14 protein-coding genes are annotated in these 15,732 nt (G+C 63.9%); 10 read left to right on the top strand and 4 right to left on the bottom strand.

The window, feature by feature from the left end; translation table 11 throughout:
* Positions 1 to 13 precede the first annotated feature (13 nt).
* Positions 14 to 709: a TIGR03089 family protein gene (locus ABHM97_RS03940; protein WP_349469676.1), complete on the bottom strand. Its 696-nt coding sequence runs from the start codon at positions 707 to 709 to the stop codon at positions 14 to 16.
* A 365-nt stretch (positions 710 to 1,074) separates the two neighbouring features.
* On the opposite strand from ABHM97_RS03940, the gene ABHM97_RS03935 reads away from it, so the two are divergent.
* Genes ABHM97_RS03935 through ABHM97_RS03925 form a run of 3 tightly spaced genes read left to right on the top strand, consistent with a single transcriptional unit; the run spans position 1,075 to position 6,678 of the window.
* On the top strand, positions 1,075 to 1,620 hold the full coding sequence (locus tag ABHM97_RS03935) for a WhiB family transcriptional regulator (RefSeq protein ID WP_349469675.1): 546 nt from the start codon (positions 1,075 to 1,077) through the stop codon (positions 1,618 to 1,620).
* Between the two features lie 11 nt (positions 1,621 to 1,631).
* Positions 1,632 to 4,994: a glycosyltransferase gene (locus ABHM97_RS03930; protein WP_349469674.1), complete on the top strand. Its 3,363-nt coding sequence runs from the start codon at positions 1,632 to 1,634 to the stop codon at positions 4,992 to 4,994.
* Positions 4,987 to 6,678 carry a DUF5719 family protein gene (locus tag ABHM97_RS03925; RefSeq protein WP_349469673.1) on the top strand — a complete coding sequence of 564 codons (1,692 nt, stop codon included), beginning with the start codon at positions 4,987 to 4,989 and terminating at the stop codon, positions 6,676 to 6,678. The genes ABHM97_RS03930 and ABHM97_RS03925 overlap by 8 nt, the downstream gene beginning before the upstream one ends.
* Positions 6,679 to 6,705: 27 nt before the next feature.
* On the opposite strand, the gene ABHM97_RS03920 is transcribed toward ABHM97_RS03925, so the two are convergent.
* Positions 6,706 to 7,224: a metallopeptidase family protein gene (locus ABHM97_RS03920; protein ID WP_349469672.1), complete on the bottom strand. Its 519-nt coding sequence runs from the start codon at positions 7,222 to 7,224 to the stop codon at positions 6,706 to 6,708.
* Between the two features lie 132 nt (positions 7,225 to 7,356).
* Between ABHM97_RS03920 and ABHM97_RS03915 the strand changes: the two genes are divergently transcribed.
* The 5 genes from ABHM97_RS03915 (at position 7,357) to ABHM97_RS03895 (ending at position 11,950) form a co-directional block, all read left to right on the top strand.
* Positions 7,357 to 7,734, top strand: coding sequence for a DUF3499 domain-containing protein (locus tag ABHM97_RS03915; protein WP_235519357.1), 378 nt, complete (start codon positions 7,357 to 7,359; stop codon positions 7,732 to 7,734).
* Between the two features lie 129 nt (positions 7,735 to 7,863).
* On the top strand, positions 7,864 to 8,082 hold the full coding sequence (locus ABHM97_RS03910) for a Trm112 family protein (protein ID WP_235519360.1): 219 nt from the start codon (positions 7,864 to 7,866) through the stop codon (positions 8,080 to 8,082).
* Between the two features lie 43 nt (positions 8,083 to 8,125).
* Positions 8,126 to 9,604, top strand: a complete 1,479-nt coding sequence (ahcY, locus tag ABHM97_RS03905; protein ID WP_349469671.1) for an adenosylhomocysteinase — start codon at positions 8,126 to 8,128, stop codon at positions 9,602 to 9,604.
* A gap of 116 nt (positions 9,605 to 9,720) precedes the next feature.
* A complete protein-coding gene (locus ABHM97_RS03900) occupies positions 9,721 to 10,941 on the top strand; it encodes a L,D-transpeptidase (protein ID WP_257368648.1) in 1,221 nt (406 codons plus the stop codon).
* A gap of 184 nt (positions 10,942 to 11,125) precedes the next feature.
* On the top strand, positions 11,126 to 11,950 hold the full coding sequence (locus ABHM97_RS03895) for a pentapeptide repeat-containing protein (RefSeq protein WP_349469670.1): 825 nt from the start codon (positions 11,126 to 11,128) through the stop codon (positions 11,948 to 11,950).
* A gap of 41 nt (positions 11,951 to 11,991) precedes the next feature.
* Here ABHM97_RS03895 and ABHM97_RS03890 read toward each other — a convergent pair whose 3' ends face one another.
* Positions 11,992 to 12,795, bottom strand: coding sequence for an RDD family protein (locus tag ABHM97_RS03890; RefSeq protein ID WP_349469669.1), 804 nt, complete (start codon positions 12,793 to 12,795; stop codon positions 11,992 to 11,994).
* Positions 12,796 to 12,889: 94 nt separating this feature from the next.
* Here ABHM97_RS03890 and ABHM97_RS03885 point away from each other — a divergent pair, with 94 nt between their 5' ends.
* Together ABHM97_RS03885 and ABHM97_RS03880 are read left to right on the top strand one after the other, a co-directional pair.
* Complete coding sequence (locus tag ABHM97_RS03885; protein WP_284986132.1) at positions 12,890 to 13,882, top strand: stage II sporulation protein M; 993 nt, start codon at positions 12,890 to 12,892, stop codon at positions 13,880 to 13,882.
* A gap of 142 nt (positions 13,883 to 14,024) precedes the next feature.
* A complete protein-coding gene (locus tag ABHM97_RS03880; RefSeq protein WP_349469668.1) occupies positions 14,025 to 15,215 on the top strand; it encodes a TIGR01906 family membrane protein in 1,191 nt (396 codons plus the stop codon).
* Between the two features lie 18 nt (positions 15,216 to 15,233).
* Here the strand turns inward: ABHM97_RS03880 and ABHM97_RS03875 are convergent, their stop codons facing one another.
* On the bottom strand, positions 15,234 to 15,704 hold the full coding sequence (locus ABHM97_RS03875) for a hypothetical protein (protein WP_349469666.1): 471 nt from the start codon (positions 15,702 to 15,704) through the stop codon (positions 15,234 to 15,236).
* Between the last annotated feature and the right edge of the window lie 28 nt (positions 15,705 to 15,732).

Raw genomic sequence — 15,732 nt, 5'->3', positions numbered from 1 at the left:
TACCCCGCGCGTCTCAGCGTTGTGTGACGCGTTCGTTTTCCAGCAGGTGTTCGGTGACGTCCACTGCCGGGTGAACCAGGACCACTGATCCGTCCTGCTTCCATGCACCCAACGACGCGGACAAGCCTTCTTCCAGACCCTCGGCGGCGCGTACCAGCAGGCGGACCCCCGGCTCCTGGGTGGCAGCAAATCCGTCGATCAGTTCGGCATGCGCGTGTGCCGTTGTGCTGCGGACCGCAGGCAAATCACCGTCGGGTTCGTTATGTGCCATGAAGACGTCACCGTGGGAGCGGACTTCCGCGGCGTAGTCCACGACGCCGGCGGGCAACTCGCCGGGCCACCGCATGGCGAGTGCCGCAAGCGGCACGGCCACGACCGCGTCGAAGCCGGCCCCGGCGCCGTCGTCGGGCTTGTCCGTAACAAGAAGGTCAGCTGACGAATCGTCAAACACGACTTCCAGTCCGAGCTGCCAGGCCGCCAAGGCCCACACGAACGACTTCCAGTGGGCTGGGAGGTCCAGCCGGACGGCCATACCCGGTTCGGCGTCCAGCTCGTCCTGCAGGAGGTTGCTGGTCTTGGCCACCCAGTTATCCAAAACGCGGCCCGAAAGTTCCACGCGCTCGGAGTCCGGTCCGTACCAAGTGAGTCGGGGTGAGGTTGCGTGGCCGGACCTCAGGGCGGTCATCAGGTTCGCTGCCGGGATAGTCATAGGCCCATCTTGCCACGCTGCAATTATGTGGACGCGGGGCGTTGTGAATTGAAGCACACCACACGCGGCCGGGCTGAAGGATGGCCCTCCTTCGGTGGTCAAATTTCCGCAGGAATTCAATGAACGTTCACGTAAATCGATCCGACACTCCCAGTTTTTCGCCGCGAAACGCCGCGGCGCGGAGAAAATCTTGGGCGTGGCGCATCCCACGTTTCTACAGATTCTTGATTATTATCCCGGCGCGGCTTGACTGTCGGTAGTTACACGCGTGTAATTAGTAATCAACGCCGCTGCACAGAGGACCGGAACGCCACCGGGAATCGGAAATACATCCAAGCAGCAGCTGCAAACTCAGGAGGGACGCCATGGGGCAAGCGTTGCGTATCCAGGAAGATGCAGTCGTCGCAGAACATGCGTCGGTGAAATACCGTTCACGGGAAGTACCGGGAGACTGGTACGTCGATCCCGCGGATCCGGAAGCGGCAGACCGCTACAACCAGAATGTGCAGCAATCCCTGGAGGACCAGGCAACTGCCCTCCTGGCCGCACATGAAGCACTGATCGGGGACCTGTCTGCTGGGCCGGACGATGACGTTGACGACCCTCCCATGGAGTTGCGTCGTCCGCTGGAGACCCCGGGGCAACCCGTGTGGATCGGCCTCCCCAGCCAGGGTGACTTCGATGACGAAGGTGAGCTCGGCTGGCAGACAGATGCGCTCTGTGCGCAAACCGACCCTGAAGCGTTCTTCCCCGAGAAGGGCGGATCGACGAGGGATGCCAAGAAGGTCTGCGGGGCGTGCAATGTCCGCTCGCAGTGCCTTGAGTACGCCCTGGCAAATGACGAACGGTTCGGTATTTGGGGCGGCCTCTCTGAGCGGGAACGTCGTCGGCTAAGGAAGCGAGCGGTCTAATTCTCAAGGAAGTGCATGTTACCGCCGTCGTGGTTGCCCACGACGGTGGAAACTATCTCCCCAGGACCTTGGCGGCATTGTCGAACCAGACGCGTTCGGCAGATGCCGCCATTGGCATTGATACAGGTTCCACGGATAACTCGCAGGCGTTGCTTCGCGAAGCGTTCGGAACCGGCAACGTCACCACCTTCACGCAACCGAAGTCCGGCTTCGGCGCGGCCGTCCAGGCGGGCTTGAACGAACTTGCCCCCGCCCGGGACGCAGCCGAAGGCGGCACGCAGGGATCCGTCCAATGGATCTGGCTCCTTCACGACGACGCTGCGCCTGCGCCCGACGCGCTGGCGGAACTGCTCCACGCCGTCGAACGTGCCCCGTCCGTCACGGTAGCCGGCTGCAAGCAGCTCGGGTGGGATAACGAACGGCACCTTGTTGATGTGGGTCTATCGACCAGCCGATGGGCCGAACGCCTGACGTTGATCGACGCCGATGAAGTGGACCAAGGACAATACGACGCGCGGACTGACACGTTCGCCGTGAACTCTGCGGGCATGCTGATCCGCCGTGACATCTGGGAGCAGCTGCAGGGCTTCGACCCCGCCCTTCCAGGCAGCGGCGACGACGTCGACTTCTGCTGGCGCAACTGGCTCGCGGGAAACCGTGTGGTGGTGGTCCCCAGCGCCCGCATGTTCCATGTGGAGCACAGGCCGCACGGTTTGGGTACCTCCTCCGCGGCCAGGAAAGCGCAGATTCACTTACGGCTCAAGCACACCCCGTGGTGGAACGTGCCCCTTCAGGCAATCGGTGCCTTGTTCGGTGCGGTGGTCCGGTTGCTGCTCAGCATCCTGGTCAAGGAGCCGGGTTACGGGTTCTCCCAATTCACCTCCACGGTGGCTGCCTTGTTCCGTCCCGGCGCAATCGCCAGGGGCCGCCGGGTAGCGGCCAGGACACGGCGTGTACACCGCTCCGTGATCCGTGGCCTGCAAACCTCCGCGCGCGAAGTGAGGGCCAACCGGCGCTCCCTGCTGGAGGCCATACGTCCCGGCGATGAGTCCTCCGCCGTCTCCGACCTCCTGGCTCCGGAGCCCAGTGGAGATGCCGCCGATGACTTCGCGGCACTGGCAACCAATGAACGCGGCTGGGTGGGCACGGGTGCCGTCGCTGCTGCGGTCCTGGCCCTTGCCGCGGCCCTGGTAGGCCTTCTGGGATTGCTGCGCTCCGGCGCGGTGGCCGGTGGGGGACTCCTGCCCCTTTCCGCGCTCCCCGGAGACATCTGGGCCAACGCGTCCACGTGGTGGATCTCCTTGGGGGCAGGGCTGCCCGGCCATGGTGATCCGTTTGGATACGTGCTGTGGCTGTTGTCGCTGTTCGGCGGTGGGGATGGAAATTCCGCCATGGTTTGGCTGCTCATCCTGGCCATGCCGCTCTCAGGGCTGGGGGCTTGGTTCGCTGCAGGCGCACTGACCACGAAACGGCGTTTCCGCACCGTTGCCGCTCTTGCCTGGTCCGCCGCGCCTGCGCTCCAGATCGCCATCAACCAGGGACGACTTGGTGCCTTGGTGGCGCACGTGATGATGCCGCTGCTGCTCCTGGCGCTCTTACGGGCCTCCGGATCCGCTATCGGTCAAGGACCGGCCTCTGGTAATTCCGCACTCACTCGGAAGCCTGCTCCGATCCTGGGTAAGCCCGGTATCAACGGAACGCCGTCCTGGACGGCTGGCGCTGCGGCTGGCCTTGCGATGGCAGTGGTCACCTCGGCTGCGCCGTCGCTGCTTGGCCCGATCGCCGTCGCAGTGATCCTCTCCGCTGTGGTTCTTGGACAGCGGGGCAAGACGCTGTGGTGGTCGCTCCTGCCCACAATTGCCTTGTTCCTGCCCTACGGAATTTCCGTACTGGACAGGCCACGTTCGTTGCTCGCTGACCCGGGTCTGCCCCTCACTTTTGAAGCGGCACCGCTGTGGCAGCAGTTCCTGGGGCAACCGCTGGCGTTCAGTATCGACGGCGGCCTGAACGGTTTGGCCTTCTTCGGTCCGGGTTCTGTGCCATGGGCGCTGATCATGGCTTTGCTCATCAGCGCGCCCATCCTGGTCCTGGCAGTGACCGCACTGTTCCTTCCCGGTAAACGCAGCGCAATGGCCAGGGTCTTCTGGCTGGCGGCCTTGGCTACCTTGGCGGCCAGCTGGCTGGTCGGTCACGTCGCTACTGGCGTCAACGGCAACGTGATGGTGGGCCCTTTCACCGGCCCGGCTGTCTCCGCTGCTGGGATGTTGCTGCTCGGTGCCGGGATCATCGGTGCCGACAAACTCTTTACAGTGCGCCGCCGGACTCCTGATTCACAGCGGGCGAAGCTTCCGCTGCGCCGGATTTCCTCAGCCGTGGTCATGACGCTCCTCGTCGCCGGCCCGTTGGCGGGCCTGGGTGCCTGGGTTTCCCAGAACGTCCTGCAGCCTGCACCCATAGCAGGCGGGGCGGTCCCAACCACGGCTACACATCCGACGTCGGCCCTTGGCTCCGCTCGCCTGGTCCGGCCAGTGGACACCGGCACGCTGCCGGCCACCGCCGTCGACCGCGGGATTGGTCCGGAACGGACGCGGACGCTGGTTATCACCAGTGGTGAGGAGGGTGCCTTCACGTCATCCCTGATGCGTGGATCCGGAACCACCCTGGACAGCCTGTCCACCATTGCTTCCGCACGGACAATCATCGGTGCTCCGGGACGTGAGGAGATCGCGGCTGACGACGCCGCAACAACGTCCCTCCGCAGGGCAGTTGCCACGATTGTGGCGAGCACCGGTGTGGATCCGCGGCCGGACCTGGAACAGCTTGGCGCGGGTTTCGTTGTCCTCAAGGCGGCCGACAATGCCGCCCAGCTGACTGCCAGCAGGATCGACGCCGTTCCCGGCCTTGTTGCCGTGGGGCAGACCGACGCCGGATGGTTGTGGCGCGTAACGCCGCGGAACCAACCGGCGGCTACTGCTGCGGACACGACACACCGCGTAAGGATTATCGACGCCAAAGGGGCAGTAGTCAGTTCCTTGCCCTCCGAAGAAGTCTCCGTAGACGCCGACGTGGCGCCAGGGGACGAGGGCCGCAAAGTGGTGCTCGCTGAACGTGCCGATCCCGGCTGGTCCGCATCGCTGGATGGCCGCCAGTTGACCTCCACGACGTCCGGCTGGGCGCAGGCTTTTGAACTTCCTGCCACGGGCGGAAACCTCGAAGTGCGTTATACGAATCCGTGGGCTGTATGGTTCGGCATACTGCAGGCAGTGGTGATCGGTTTGACGCTCCTGCTGGCCGTTCCAATGCCTGCGCGCCGCACCCGAACCGGCATGTCGAGGGACGAAGTTTCCCTCCGTAAGGAGTACAGCAGTGTCTGACGACCGGAAGAAAGTGCCTGACGAAGCCACTGATGTCCCGGTGCCCAGGAAGTCCCGCGCCGATAAGGACGGCGACGCCGGCAGTTCCCGAAGCACCGGCAAGGGCGCCCGAAGCTCCAGGAAGGGCGTCGTCACGGGTGCGCTCTCCGCCGTGGTCATCCTGGCCGCTGGCGGCGGCGCGGTTGCTGCCGCGTCGATGATGCCCGAGCCGTCCGGTGGCACCACCCTGGCTTTCCGACAGGCGGATGTCCCGGCGGGACGTGCCCTGGGTGTCTGTCCTGAACCGGCCCGGTTGGTCAACGGTACGGTAGTCGGCACGGATGCCGACTTCAGCCCGGTATCCACCACAGCCACCAGCGCGCTCAATGCCGTGGTGCTGAGCAACCCGGCAGGTACCGTTCCCGGAAGCAAGATAACCTCGCTGGGCGGCGGCACAGTGGCGGAGATCGCCAAGGCGCCCACCAGCAGCCCCACGCCCACATCCGGTCCGCCGGTATTGTCCGCGGGCGTGGCGTCCATCAGCCCCGTCACAGGAGAATCAGTGGTGGGCGCAGATGCGCTGGGGAACGAACAAGCATCCTTGGCTGCGAACCTCAGCTATTCGGCCACGGACGGGGACCTGCGTGGCCTGGCGTCTGCCCAATGCCAGCAGCCAGGAAATGATGCCTGGCTGCTGGGTGCGAACACCGCTGTCGGCCGCACCGCCGTCCTGAACCTGAGCAATGCCTCCGAAACTCCCGCCACCGTGAACCTGGAGCTCTATGGCCACCAGGGACAAATTCAGGCGCCCGGAGCGCGGGGGCTCCTGGTAGCCCCCGGAACGACCCGCTCGGTCAACCTCGCCGGCCTTGCCCCGAATGAAGCGCAGCTGGCCGTCCATGTACGCAGCACCGGAGGTCCTGTGGCTGGGACCATCCAGCAGAGCGTGCTGCGCGGGCTCGCCCCGGGAGGAGTTGAGTACCTCGCGCCAGGAGCTGGACCGTCCAACCTGCAGGTCATGTCCGGCGTCGACGTCCAGGATCCTGCCGCTACCAAAGCGCTGGCCGGGAAGTCGGGGTTTGCCGATGCCGTACCTGCCCTCCAAATAGCTGTTCCGGGATCCACGGACGCCGTGGTGCAGGTCAGCCTTAACGGAGCGAATGGTGAACGCAAGGTACCCAACGGGGGAGTAGTGACGGTGAAGGGTGGTTCCGTGGCCACGCTGAACCTTGACGGCGTTCCTGCCGGAAGTTACACCATCAAGGCAACCTCCGACGTCTCGTTCGTGGCGTCGACCAGGATCACGCGGGGTGCCAAGCCGGAGGACGCGACTGACTTCGCATGGTCGCCGGCGTCAGCCCGCCTGGGTAGCCAGCACTTGGTTGCTGTTCCTCGCGATGGCCAACGGTTCCTCAGCTTCGGCGTGCCCGACGGCCGTGCAACAGTGAGCTACGCTCCCGTGACGGCCGACGGAAAAATCGGCAAGGCTGTGGACGTGGATATGAGCGGCGGAACCACGTCCATGATCGAGCTCCCGGCGAAATCCGGCGACGCCATAGTGGCCGGATACGTTGTCTCGGCTTCCGGTGATCCCGTCTACGGCGCCCTTGTCCTGGGAAAGCAGGGACGTTCGGACGTGTCTGTGGTGGCGATCCAGGACGCAGCGGCGGGATTTGAAAAGGTTCCCGTTTCGGTGGGTTACTAAGCAGCGCTCCCGAGCCTGCAGTCGTCGTTATTGATAGCGGCGACGGTAGACCGGGTCCAGCGTTTCCGGTGGCACACCGAGCATTTCGGCTGTGTACTCCACCACGACGTCGTGGACCAGATCCTGAAGCTCTTCACGCGTGCTGGCGCCTTGAACCACCACCCTGCGGTAAATGGTGATCATGGGCGCTTCGCCGCGGCCCCCGGGAGTGTAGGAGCCCATGGGAGCGGTGCCACCCGTAGCGACCAATTGCTCCAGGTCCGGTGGAATTTCATCGACTGCGAAGAGCACTCCGTCCAACTGCTTGCCCCACATGTCCTGCAGGCGCTCCGCGGAGTCCAGCACCATGTCGTCAAAGCGCTCTGAGCGGGTACGGAAACCGGGCAGATTGGCAAGCATCAGTTCGCCGCGCAGCCCCCGTCCGTGGCGGTTGCGCCTGCGGCGCCGAAAGCTCCGCCCGCCCATGCCTGCGTGTTCCCCGCCCTGGTCGCCGTCCGCGTCAGTCCACCGGATGGTGAAACCGGGGATATGTGGCTGTGACTGCATATATTGACTTTAGTACCGGGGGCCCGGCAGCGCGACCTCAGCGCGCCGCAGTTGTTGCCGGTCGACGGAGTTGGCAGGCCACGGGCAGCCAATGCGCACTTTGGGTGGCACTTGGCGCTAATCTGGGATGTTGTGGGTGCTATTCGTCAATGTTCAAGGTCGGCCTGCCGCCAGTCCGCGGTGGCTACTTTGACGTACGTCTACGCGGATTCGACCGCGGTCCTGGGTCCCCTGGCCACTTATGCCGAGCCTCATGCCTATGACCTGTGCTCGCAGCACGCCGAAAGCCTGACCGTGCCGCGGGGATGGGAAGTGCTTCGGCTGGCGATGCCCACCACGCCGCCCCAGCCCGGGCCCGACGATTTGCTCGCACTCGCCAACGCCGTCCGCGAGGCGGCCTCCGCAGCTCCGGAAGCTCCGGTACGCCACAACCACGCGCACATGGAACCGCCGGCCGGTACCGAAGGCACACGGCGGGCCCACCTGCGGATCCTCCGCGAACCGTCCTGATCGGCCGCCGCAAGGCAGGGGTCGCAAATCGTCGCGGTGCTCCAAACGGCACGAACGTGAGCGGTAGTCTGGAAGCTGCAGATTAACCAGCCAGCGGCGCCGGGCGGCGCCACCCAGGGAGCATCATTCATGCCAAAGGTCAGTCCTGAACTGTTGTCCATCCTGCGCTGTCCCGTGACGGGTTCACCGCTGGTCCAGGAGGGCGACGAGTTGGTTGCCTCCGTCGCCGCGGCGGACGGCGAAAAGCTCCGCTACTCGATCGAGGACGGCATTCCGCTTCTCCTGCCGCCGGAAATGTTGGCCGCTGCCCACGCAGCGACGTCCGGCCAGCACGACTCCAAGGCGTAACACCCGCTTGTCACCAAACCCGCACGGTACCCAAAGGATTTCCATGACTTTCGATTTCAAAGTGGCCGACATCACGCTCGCGGAGGCAGGTCGCCACCAGATCCGCCTTGCCGAGCACGAAATGCCCGGGCTTATGTCTCTTCGGGAGGAATTCGGGGCTTCCCAGCCTCTGAAGGGCGCCCGTATCGCGGGGTCGTTGCACATGACCGTGCAGACGGCGGTGCTCATTGAGACCCTCACTGCCTTGGGCGCCGAGGTTCGCTGGGCTTCCTGCAACATCTTCTCTACCCAGGACGAAGCAGCTGCCGCCGTCGTCGTCGGCCAGGGCACGCCGGAAGACCCGCAGGGTGTCCCGGTTTTCGCCTGGAAGGGCGAAACGCTCGAGGAGTACTGGTGGACCGCGGAGCAGATCCTTACCTGGCCCGGCGCGGACACCAACCCGGAGTTGGGTCCCAACATGATTCTGGACGACGGCGGCGACGCAACGCTGCTGCTGCACAAGGGCGTCGAATTCGAAGCGGCGGGCGCAGTCCCGACCGCTGCGGAGACTGACCCCGAGGAGTACGTCCTGATCCTCGACCTCCTCCGCAGGACCCTCGAAACCGACCCGCAGAAGTGGACCCGCCTGGCCGCCCGGATCGAGGGCGTCACCGAGGAAACAACCACCGGCGTGCACCGCCTCTACCAGTTGGCCGAGCAGGGCAAACTCTTGTTCCCGGCCATCAACGTCAACGACTCCGTCACCAAGAGCAAGTTCGACAACAAGTACGGCATCCGCCACTCCCTCCCGGACGGAATCAACCGTGCCACCGACGTCCTCATGGGCGGTAAGGTCGCCGTCGTCTGTGGATATGGCGACGTCGGCAAGGGTGCCGCCGAGGCGCTGCGCGGACAGGGTTCGCGGGTCATCGTCACGGAGATCGACCCCATCTGTGCCCTGCAGGCAGCCATGGACGGCTACCAGGTGGCCAAGCTGGAATCGGTACTCGCGCAGGGTGACATCTTCATCACCACCACGGGCAACAAGGACGTGATCCTGGCCGAGCACATGCTGGGCATGAAGAACAAGGCCATTGTGGGCAACATCGGCCACTTCGACAACGAGATCGACATTGCGGGCCTTGCGAAGATTCCGGGTGTGAAGAAGGTCGAGATCAAGCCGCAGGTCCACGAGTGGGTCTTCGACGCCGGGACCGACACTGAGCGCTCCATCATCGTCCTGTCGGAGGGCCGCCTGCTGAACCTGGGCAACGCCACCGGCCACCCGTCGTTCGTGATGAGCAACTCCTTCGCCAACCAGACGATTGCCCAGATTGAATTGTGGACCAAGAGGGACCAGCCGGCAGGGGAGCGCGAATACCAGAAGCAGGTCTACGTCCTCCCCAAGATCCTGGACGAGAAAGTCGCACGGCTCCACCTGGACGCCCTGGGCGTTGAACTGACCGAGCTGAGCAAGGAACAGGCCGACTACCTCGACCTGGACGTCGCCGGTCCTTACAAGCCGGAGCACTACCGCTACTAAGCGGTGGTGGATCGCAGATTCGCTGTTGAAAGGCCGGCACGCGTCCAGCGTGGCCGGCCTTTCGGCTAGAATTGGGTGTTCAGTATTGCTTGCCGGGGGACAGGAAGACAGGAACCATGACGGAAGTCGCCAAACGCAAAACGGGCAAGATCCTTGCCATTGTGGGGATCTGCGCGGCTATCGCCGTGGGCGGGATTGGCGTGGCTACCGTACCAGGCCTGCTGGCTGGATCCAGCCAGAATGCCGGCTCCGCGGCGTCACCCACTCCCACGGTTGAAGCCAAGCCGGTTGAGCTGGGTATCACGCCCCTTGACGGTGCGGTGGAATGGAACCCCGTGGTTGGGCCGCAGATCAAGGCGGTCAACGGCAAGGTCAAGGACGTGGTGCTGACACCGGTTGGCGGCGGTGCGCCTGTGCAGGGGAAGACCAGCCCGGACGGCAGTACCTGGACCACGCTCGAGGTGCTGAAGTTCAAGACCCAGTACTCCTATTCCTTCACCGTGGTGGATACTGCGGGCAAGGAAACCAAGAAGAACCAAACCTTCACCACAGTTTCCGCGGCATACGAGGCCGACGCCTCCATTTACCCGCGCAACGGTTCAACGGCCGGCTCCGGCCAGCCGATCGAAATCAACTTCAGCGAGCCCGTCCTCGATAAGGCAGCCATGGAGAAGCGGGTTGCCATCACAGTGTCCTCCGGCCAACCTGTCGCGTGGCACTGGTACTCCGACAAGAAAGTGCGGATCCGTCCTGAGGCTTTCTGGGCCTCGGGCAGCACCGTCACCGTCGACATGAAGCTCCTTGGCGTGGATTTCGGCAACAAGATGATCGGCAACGGGAACGTGGTGTCCACTTTCACCACGGGGCCCCAGCGCGTCGCCGTGGTAGACGACACCACCAAGACCATGAATGTCTATTCGGATGGCCAGTTGGTGCACACAGCGCCGGTTTCCCTGGGAGGCGAAGATTGGTTGTCGCCCACAGGGTACGCCGTCATCCTGGAACAGGAACGCAAATCCAACTTCAACGCCGGCAGCATCGGCCTGAAGCCCGGGGACAAGGGCTACTACGCGCCCATGGTGGTGGACTACGCCAACCGCCTCACCTGGTCCGGAGTGTACGTACACCAAGCCCTTGAACCTGCTTGGGGCGCCATAGGTCGCGTGAACGTCTCCCACGGCTGCGTCGGTTTGTTGCCGGATGATGCCGCCTGGTTCTTCAACAACATGAAGACCGGAGATGTTGTACAGATCCTGAACACCGGGGCACCTGCCGTGGAGCCCCTGGAAGGCTTCGGGGACTGGAACATCCCGTGGGCCAGCTACGCCCAGCGATAGTTCCGGTTGTAGGATCAGGGCAGTGATTATTTCCTGCATGCTTTGACCCATTCCTCAGGCGCCCACCCAGTGTCGGCCCTCCATTTTGTGCTGCCCTTTGTGGTGATTCCGGGAGTCCCTGAAGGGAACCCGTAGACGGGTTCCCCGGCCTTTCCACCGGATCCCTTTTCCCTTTGGAGCACATGTGACTATTTCACCAACCCTTCGCCCTGATTGCGGCAGCTGTTTCGCGCTTTGCTGTACCGCCCTTGGCTTTGCCCGCTCGGCGGACTTCGCCATCGACAAGCCTGCGGCTGTGCCCTGCCCCAACCTTGCCGGCGACTTCTCCTGCACCATCCATCAACGCCTGCGTCCCCGCGGCTTCCGAGGATGCACCGTGTTTGATTGTTTCGGTGCGGGCCAAGCCGTCTCCCAGCAAACCTTCGGAGGTGTCAGCTGGGCCGAAGATCCGTCGTCCAGGCACTCGATGTTCGCCGTATTCAAAACAGTCAAGCAACTCCACGAGATGCTCTGGTACCTGGAGGAAGCCGGGTTGCGCACTTTCGACCCTGAACTTGCTGACGAAGCGGGGCTCCTGTCCAGCCGCATAGCAACGATCGCCGGAGGCGACGCGACGACGGTACTGGGTGCCGACGTCGGACTCCTCCACGGCGAGGTGCGGAACCTCCTGATGGAGGTAAGCGAGGAAGTCCGCGGTGCTTATGGTGCCGAAGGAACTGAAACGCTCGACGGCGGCCTGCGCCCGGGTGCCGACCTCATGGGTGCGGTACTGGCCAACCGGCGTCTTTGTGGGGTGGACCTCCGTGGCTCCTATTTGATTGGGGCCGACCTGAGGGGGAGCGACCTGGCCGCGGTGGACCTGTTGGGCGCCGACCTCCGCGGAGCTCAACTCCAGGCTGCGGACCTTTCGCGTGCCCTCTACGTGACCCAGCCGCAAGTGAACGCCGCTGAAGGCAGTTCTGACACACGCTTACCAACACGGCTTTCACGACCCGGGCACTGGGTCTAAGCAGGATGCGGCTAACCGGCCCCGGGCACCGTCCGGGCCGGTTAGTTGCCGGTAAAGGGCAGCTTGCGGAGCCTTTCGCCGGTGGCGCGGTTCCGTATTTCGGCCTGCCGGAGGCGTGCCAGTTCCCGGTTGCGCCGCTCGCCAAGGACCGCGCCGATGTAATCCTCGGGGATGGTCCCGGCGGGCGGTGGCGGGGCCACGTAGCGGGCGAGTTCGGAGGCCAGGGACGCGGCCATGTTGATGCGTGATGCAGGCACCATGAGGTATGCCTGCTGTACGAAGGTTCCGGCACGGCGTGCCGTGGCGTCGGGCACCCTTCCGATGTCTGCCATGGCGATCCATGCCTGCAGGTAGGGCGGGGCGACGGGCATGATGCGCGGCTTCGAGCTGACACGTTGCCGGAGTGAGTAGGTGCCGGCGACGATGTCCCCGAGGCGTTTGGATTTCTCGTTGAACAGGGCCACGAAGATGGCGAGGCCCCCGAAGGTCAGGTAGATCTCCAGGAAGCCGAGGAGCCCACGGATGAGGGCGTGCCGGAACCGGATGGCGCCGCCGTCGTCGCGCACTATGCGTAGTCCCGCTGCGAGTTTTCCCAAGGACCGCCCACGGGTGAGCGTTTCGACGGTGACGGGTACAACGATGACTGAGAAGATCACGCTGCTGAGGATCAGGGCCCGGACGGCAGCTTCGTCGAGGTCCCTGGCGGCGGCGGAGACCAGGATGATGAGGAGGATAGCGAGGACCACCTGTGAGATGACGTCCAGGATGAGCCCCAGCGCTCGGGAGGCGAAGGACGCCGGGCGCAGCTCAAGGACAACTGCCTCACCAGTAATGATGGAACTCAAGATCGCCCCCCCATGCTGCGGGCGGCGTGCCCGCACCAACGAGTCTAGCGGCGGTTCAGGCCCGGTGGGCGGATAAGGGCGCTAGGGTGGTGGCGTGGACATAGATGCCTTCTCGGCCGTGCATGGGGACAAATGGTCGCGGCTTCACTTCCTGGCGCATAAACGCCGGATTACGGGGGCTGAGGCGGACGAATTGCTTCGCCTGTACCAAACCGTGTCTGCGCACCTGTCACTGATCCGGTCCGTGGCGCCCGAGTCCGGGTTGTCAGCGTCCCTTTCTGCCGCATTGGCGCAGGCCCGCACCAGGTTTACCGGCGCCCGCTCGAATTTCATGGAAGACCTGGCGCGCTTTTTCGTCATTTCCCTCCCGGCCGCCTTCTACCGGATCCGTTGGTTGACAGTGTGGTGCGGGGTGGCCTTCGTGCTGGTTGCAGGGGCGTATGCGCTCTGGATCGGCACCTCCCCGGAAGCGTTGAGGGCTGTGGCAAGCGACGCGAAAGTGAAGCAGTACGTCGAGGAAGACTTCATTGACTACTACTCGGAAAATCCCGCGGCGTCGTTCGCCGGCGCGGTGTGGACCAACAACGCCTGGATTTCCGCCCAGGCAGTGGCATTCGGAGTAACGGGTTTCTGGGTTCCGTTCATCCTTTTCATGAATGCGCAGGGCGTGGGCATCGCGGCTGGACTTTTCCTGGCGACGGGGAAGTTGGACATCTTTTTCAGTTACATCCTCCCGCATGGGCTCATGGAACTTACCGCCGTTTTCATTGCCTGCGCGGCGGGGCTGAAGATCTTCTGGGCCATGGTGAGGCCCGGTCCGAGGACGCGGCTGCAGGCGGTCGCCGATGAGGGACGCTCCCTGATCACTGTTGCCCTGGGCCTGGTGCTGGTCCTGTTGGTATCCGGCATCGTTGAAGGTTTTGTAACGCCGAGCCAACTGCCGGTGTGGGCCAAAATCGGCATCGGCGCGTTCGTGCTGGCTGCTTACTGGACCTACACCCTGGTTTTGGGCCGGAAGGCGGTCCGGTCCGGTGTGACTGGAGACCTGGACGCCCACGACGCCGGCTACCGGAGTATCGCGGCATAGACCTTACGGTTGCGTTGCGATCTGGTCGCAGGCGGGGTGGCTCCGCGTGTCTGCGTCATGGCGGGCGGTAGGCTCGAATGCAGACAAGAGAGCCGGCAGTCCCCAACCGCCGCCGGTGCATGCCTACGGAAGTGAACCCGCTGTGAGCGACAAGAGCCCAAAACCACAAGAGCCTGACACGGACGTCCCTGAGGACCCCAACGAACCGGCCTTCGACTGGATGAAGCCAAAGACGTCCTCCGGTGCTTCGGCAGCGACCCCCGAACCCGCGGCAGCACCCACCCCCAAGGCTGCCCAGCCCGCACCGGCGACAACGACGGGCGCGACTCCCACGGCTTCAGAAAGCACCGGACAGCCGGAAACCCGCGCCGACCGGAAAGCCGCTGAAGCGGCCGACGCCGAGCCTGAACCGCCGCTTTTCGCAGACACACTTGCAAGTACTTCAGCGGATAAGGAACCGTCGCACTATTCGGAGCCTTTGCCGACGTCGGCCCTTCAGGTCCGCCCGCCTGAAGACGAAGTAGCCCGGCGCAATGCCGAACGCGAGCAAGCGGCGAAGGTCAAGCCGGTGGGTCCCCGGATCTTCCAGGTGCTGTTGGCGGTGTTCTACCCCGTAATCCTCCTGGTGCTCGCTGTCAGGGCGGTCACCAGCCCGCTGTTCCTCTGGGTGGAGTACAACCGTCCCGGTTTCCCCGGCGATGGCTACGGTTTCAGCACCGATGACCGCATGACCTTCGGGTCGTACGCGGTGGACTACCTCAGCAACTGGGCCGGTCCGCGGTACCTGGGCGGCCTGGTGAACCAGGACGGGACCAAGCTGTTCAAGGACAGCGAAGTGGCACACATGGCCGACGTGAAAGTGGTCATCCTGACTTCTTTCGCGGCAGGTCTGTTGCTGATCATCCTCAGCATCATCGGCATCCTGTACCTGCGGAAGCGAAGCAACGGCGGAATCCGCCGGGGCCTGTTCGCGGGATCCATCGTCACCTTGGTCATCATCATCGGTCTTGCCGTCTTGGCGGTGTTGAGCTGGCAGCAGTTCTTCACCGAGTTCCACCGCATCTTCTTCGCCAACGGGACGTGGACGTTCTCCTTGGATGACACCCTCATCCGACTCTTCCCGGGACAGTTTTGGGTTGATGCCGGGATCGTCATCGGTGCCCTGGTGTTCCTGGTGGCGACCCTGACGTTCATCCTGACGTGGCCCACCAAGCGGCGCCGCTCCGGCATCGCTGGCCGTCAGGGCGTCGAGGCTGACGCATCGTTGCCGGAAACCGAGGAGGACTTTGGTTCAGCCGGAGTACACGATGCTAAGGCGGAGTCCCGCCGCTAAGGGACCGCTGAGCGGGCACTAGCTCTCTGCTTCGGTCAGAATACGAATGAGTTGTTCAGGGCGGTTCGTGCTGGCGATGACGGTCTTGCCGCTTTTCATCTGGATATTGATCTCCGGACCTCCCACGAGGTAGCCGACCGTGCCAGGTCCCATGTACCGGACCCCGTAGCCGCTTGGACCAGCTGCATTGTCCGTGGTCACCGTTGCGATTTCGTCGCGACGCAGTGTCCGTTTGAAGATGTCGCAGAACGCGATGACCACGCTGTGTTCGTCCACTTTCACGGTCGCCGTCATGAATCCGACGAAAGAGCCCAACGGAAAGGCGATCAACGGCAGAAGTAGAAAATCGAGGCGCCGTTGAGTCAGTGAAAGCGCTATGAAGAGCACCCCGAATGCGATGATCGTGAACCCGATGGATCGGGGCAACAATGTTGCCCGCGCGCGGGAGTAGTAGAGCGCCTGTCTCGGTCCTGTTGATGGAACTGCCATTAATCCCCCCCTAAACGTCTGGTTCGTG

It is taken from the genome of Paenarthrobacter sp. CAP02 (genome assembly GCF_040137855.1).
Lineage (GTDB): Bacteria > Actinomycetota > Actinomycetes > Actinomycetales > Micrococcaceae > Arthrobacter.
The sequence above is the reverse complement of the archived record's forward strand: the minus strand, read 5'-3'. Positions and strand labels throughout refer to the sequence as shown.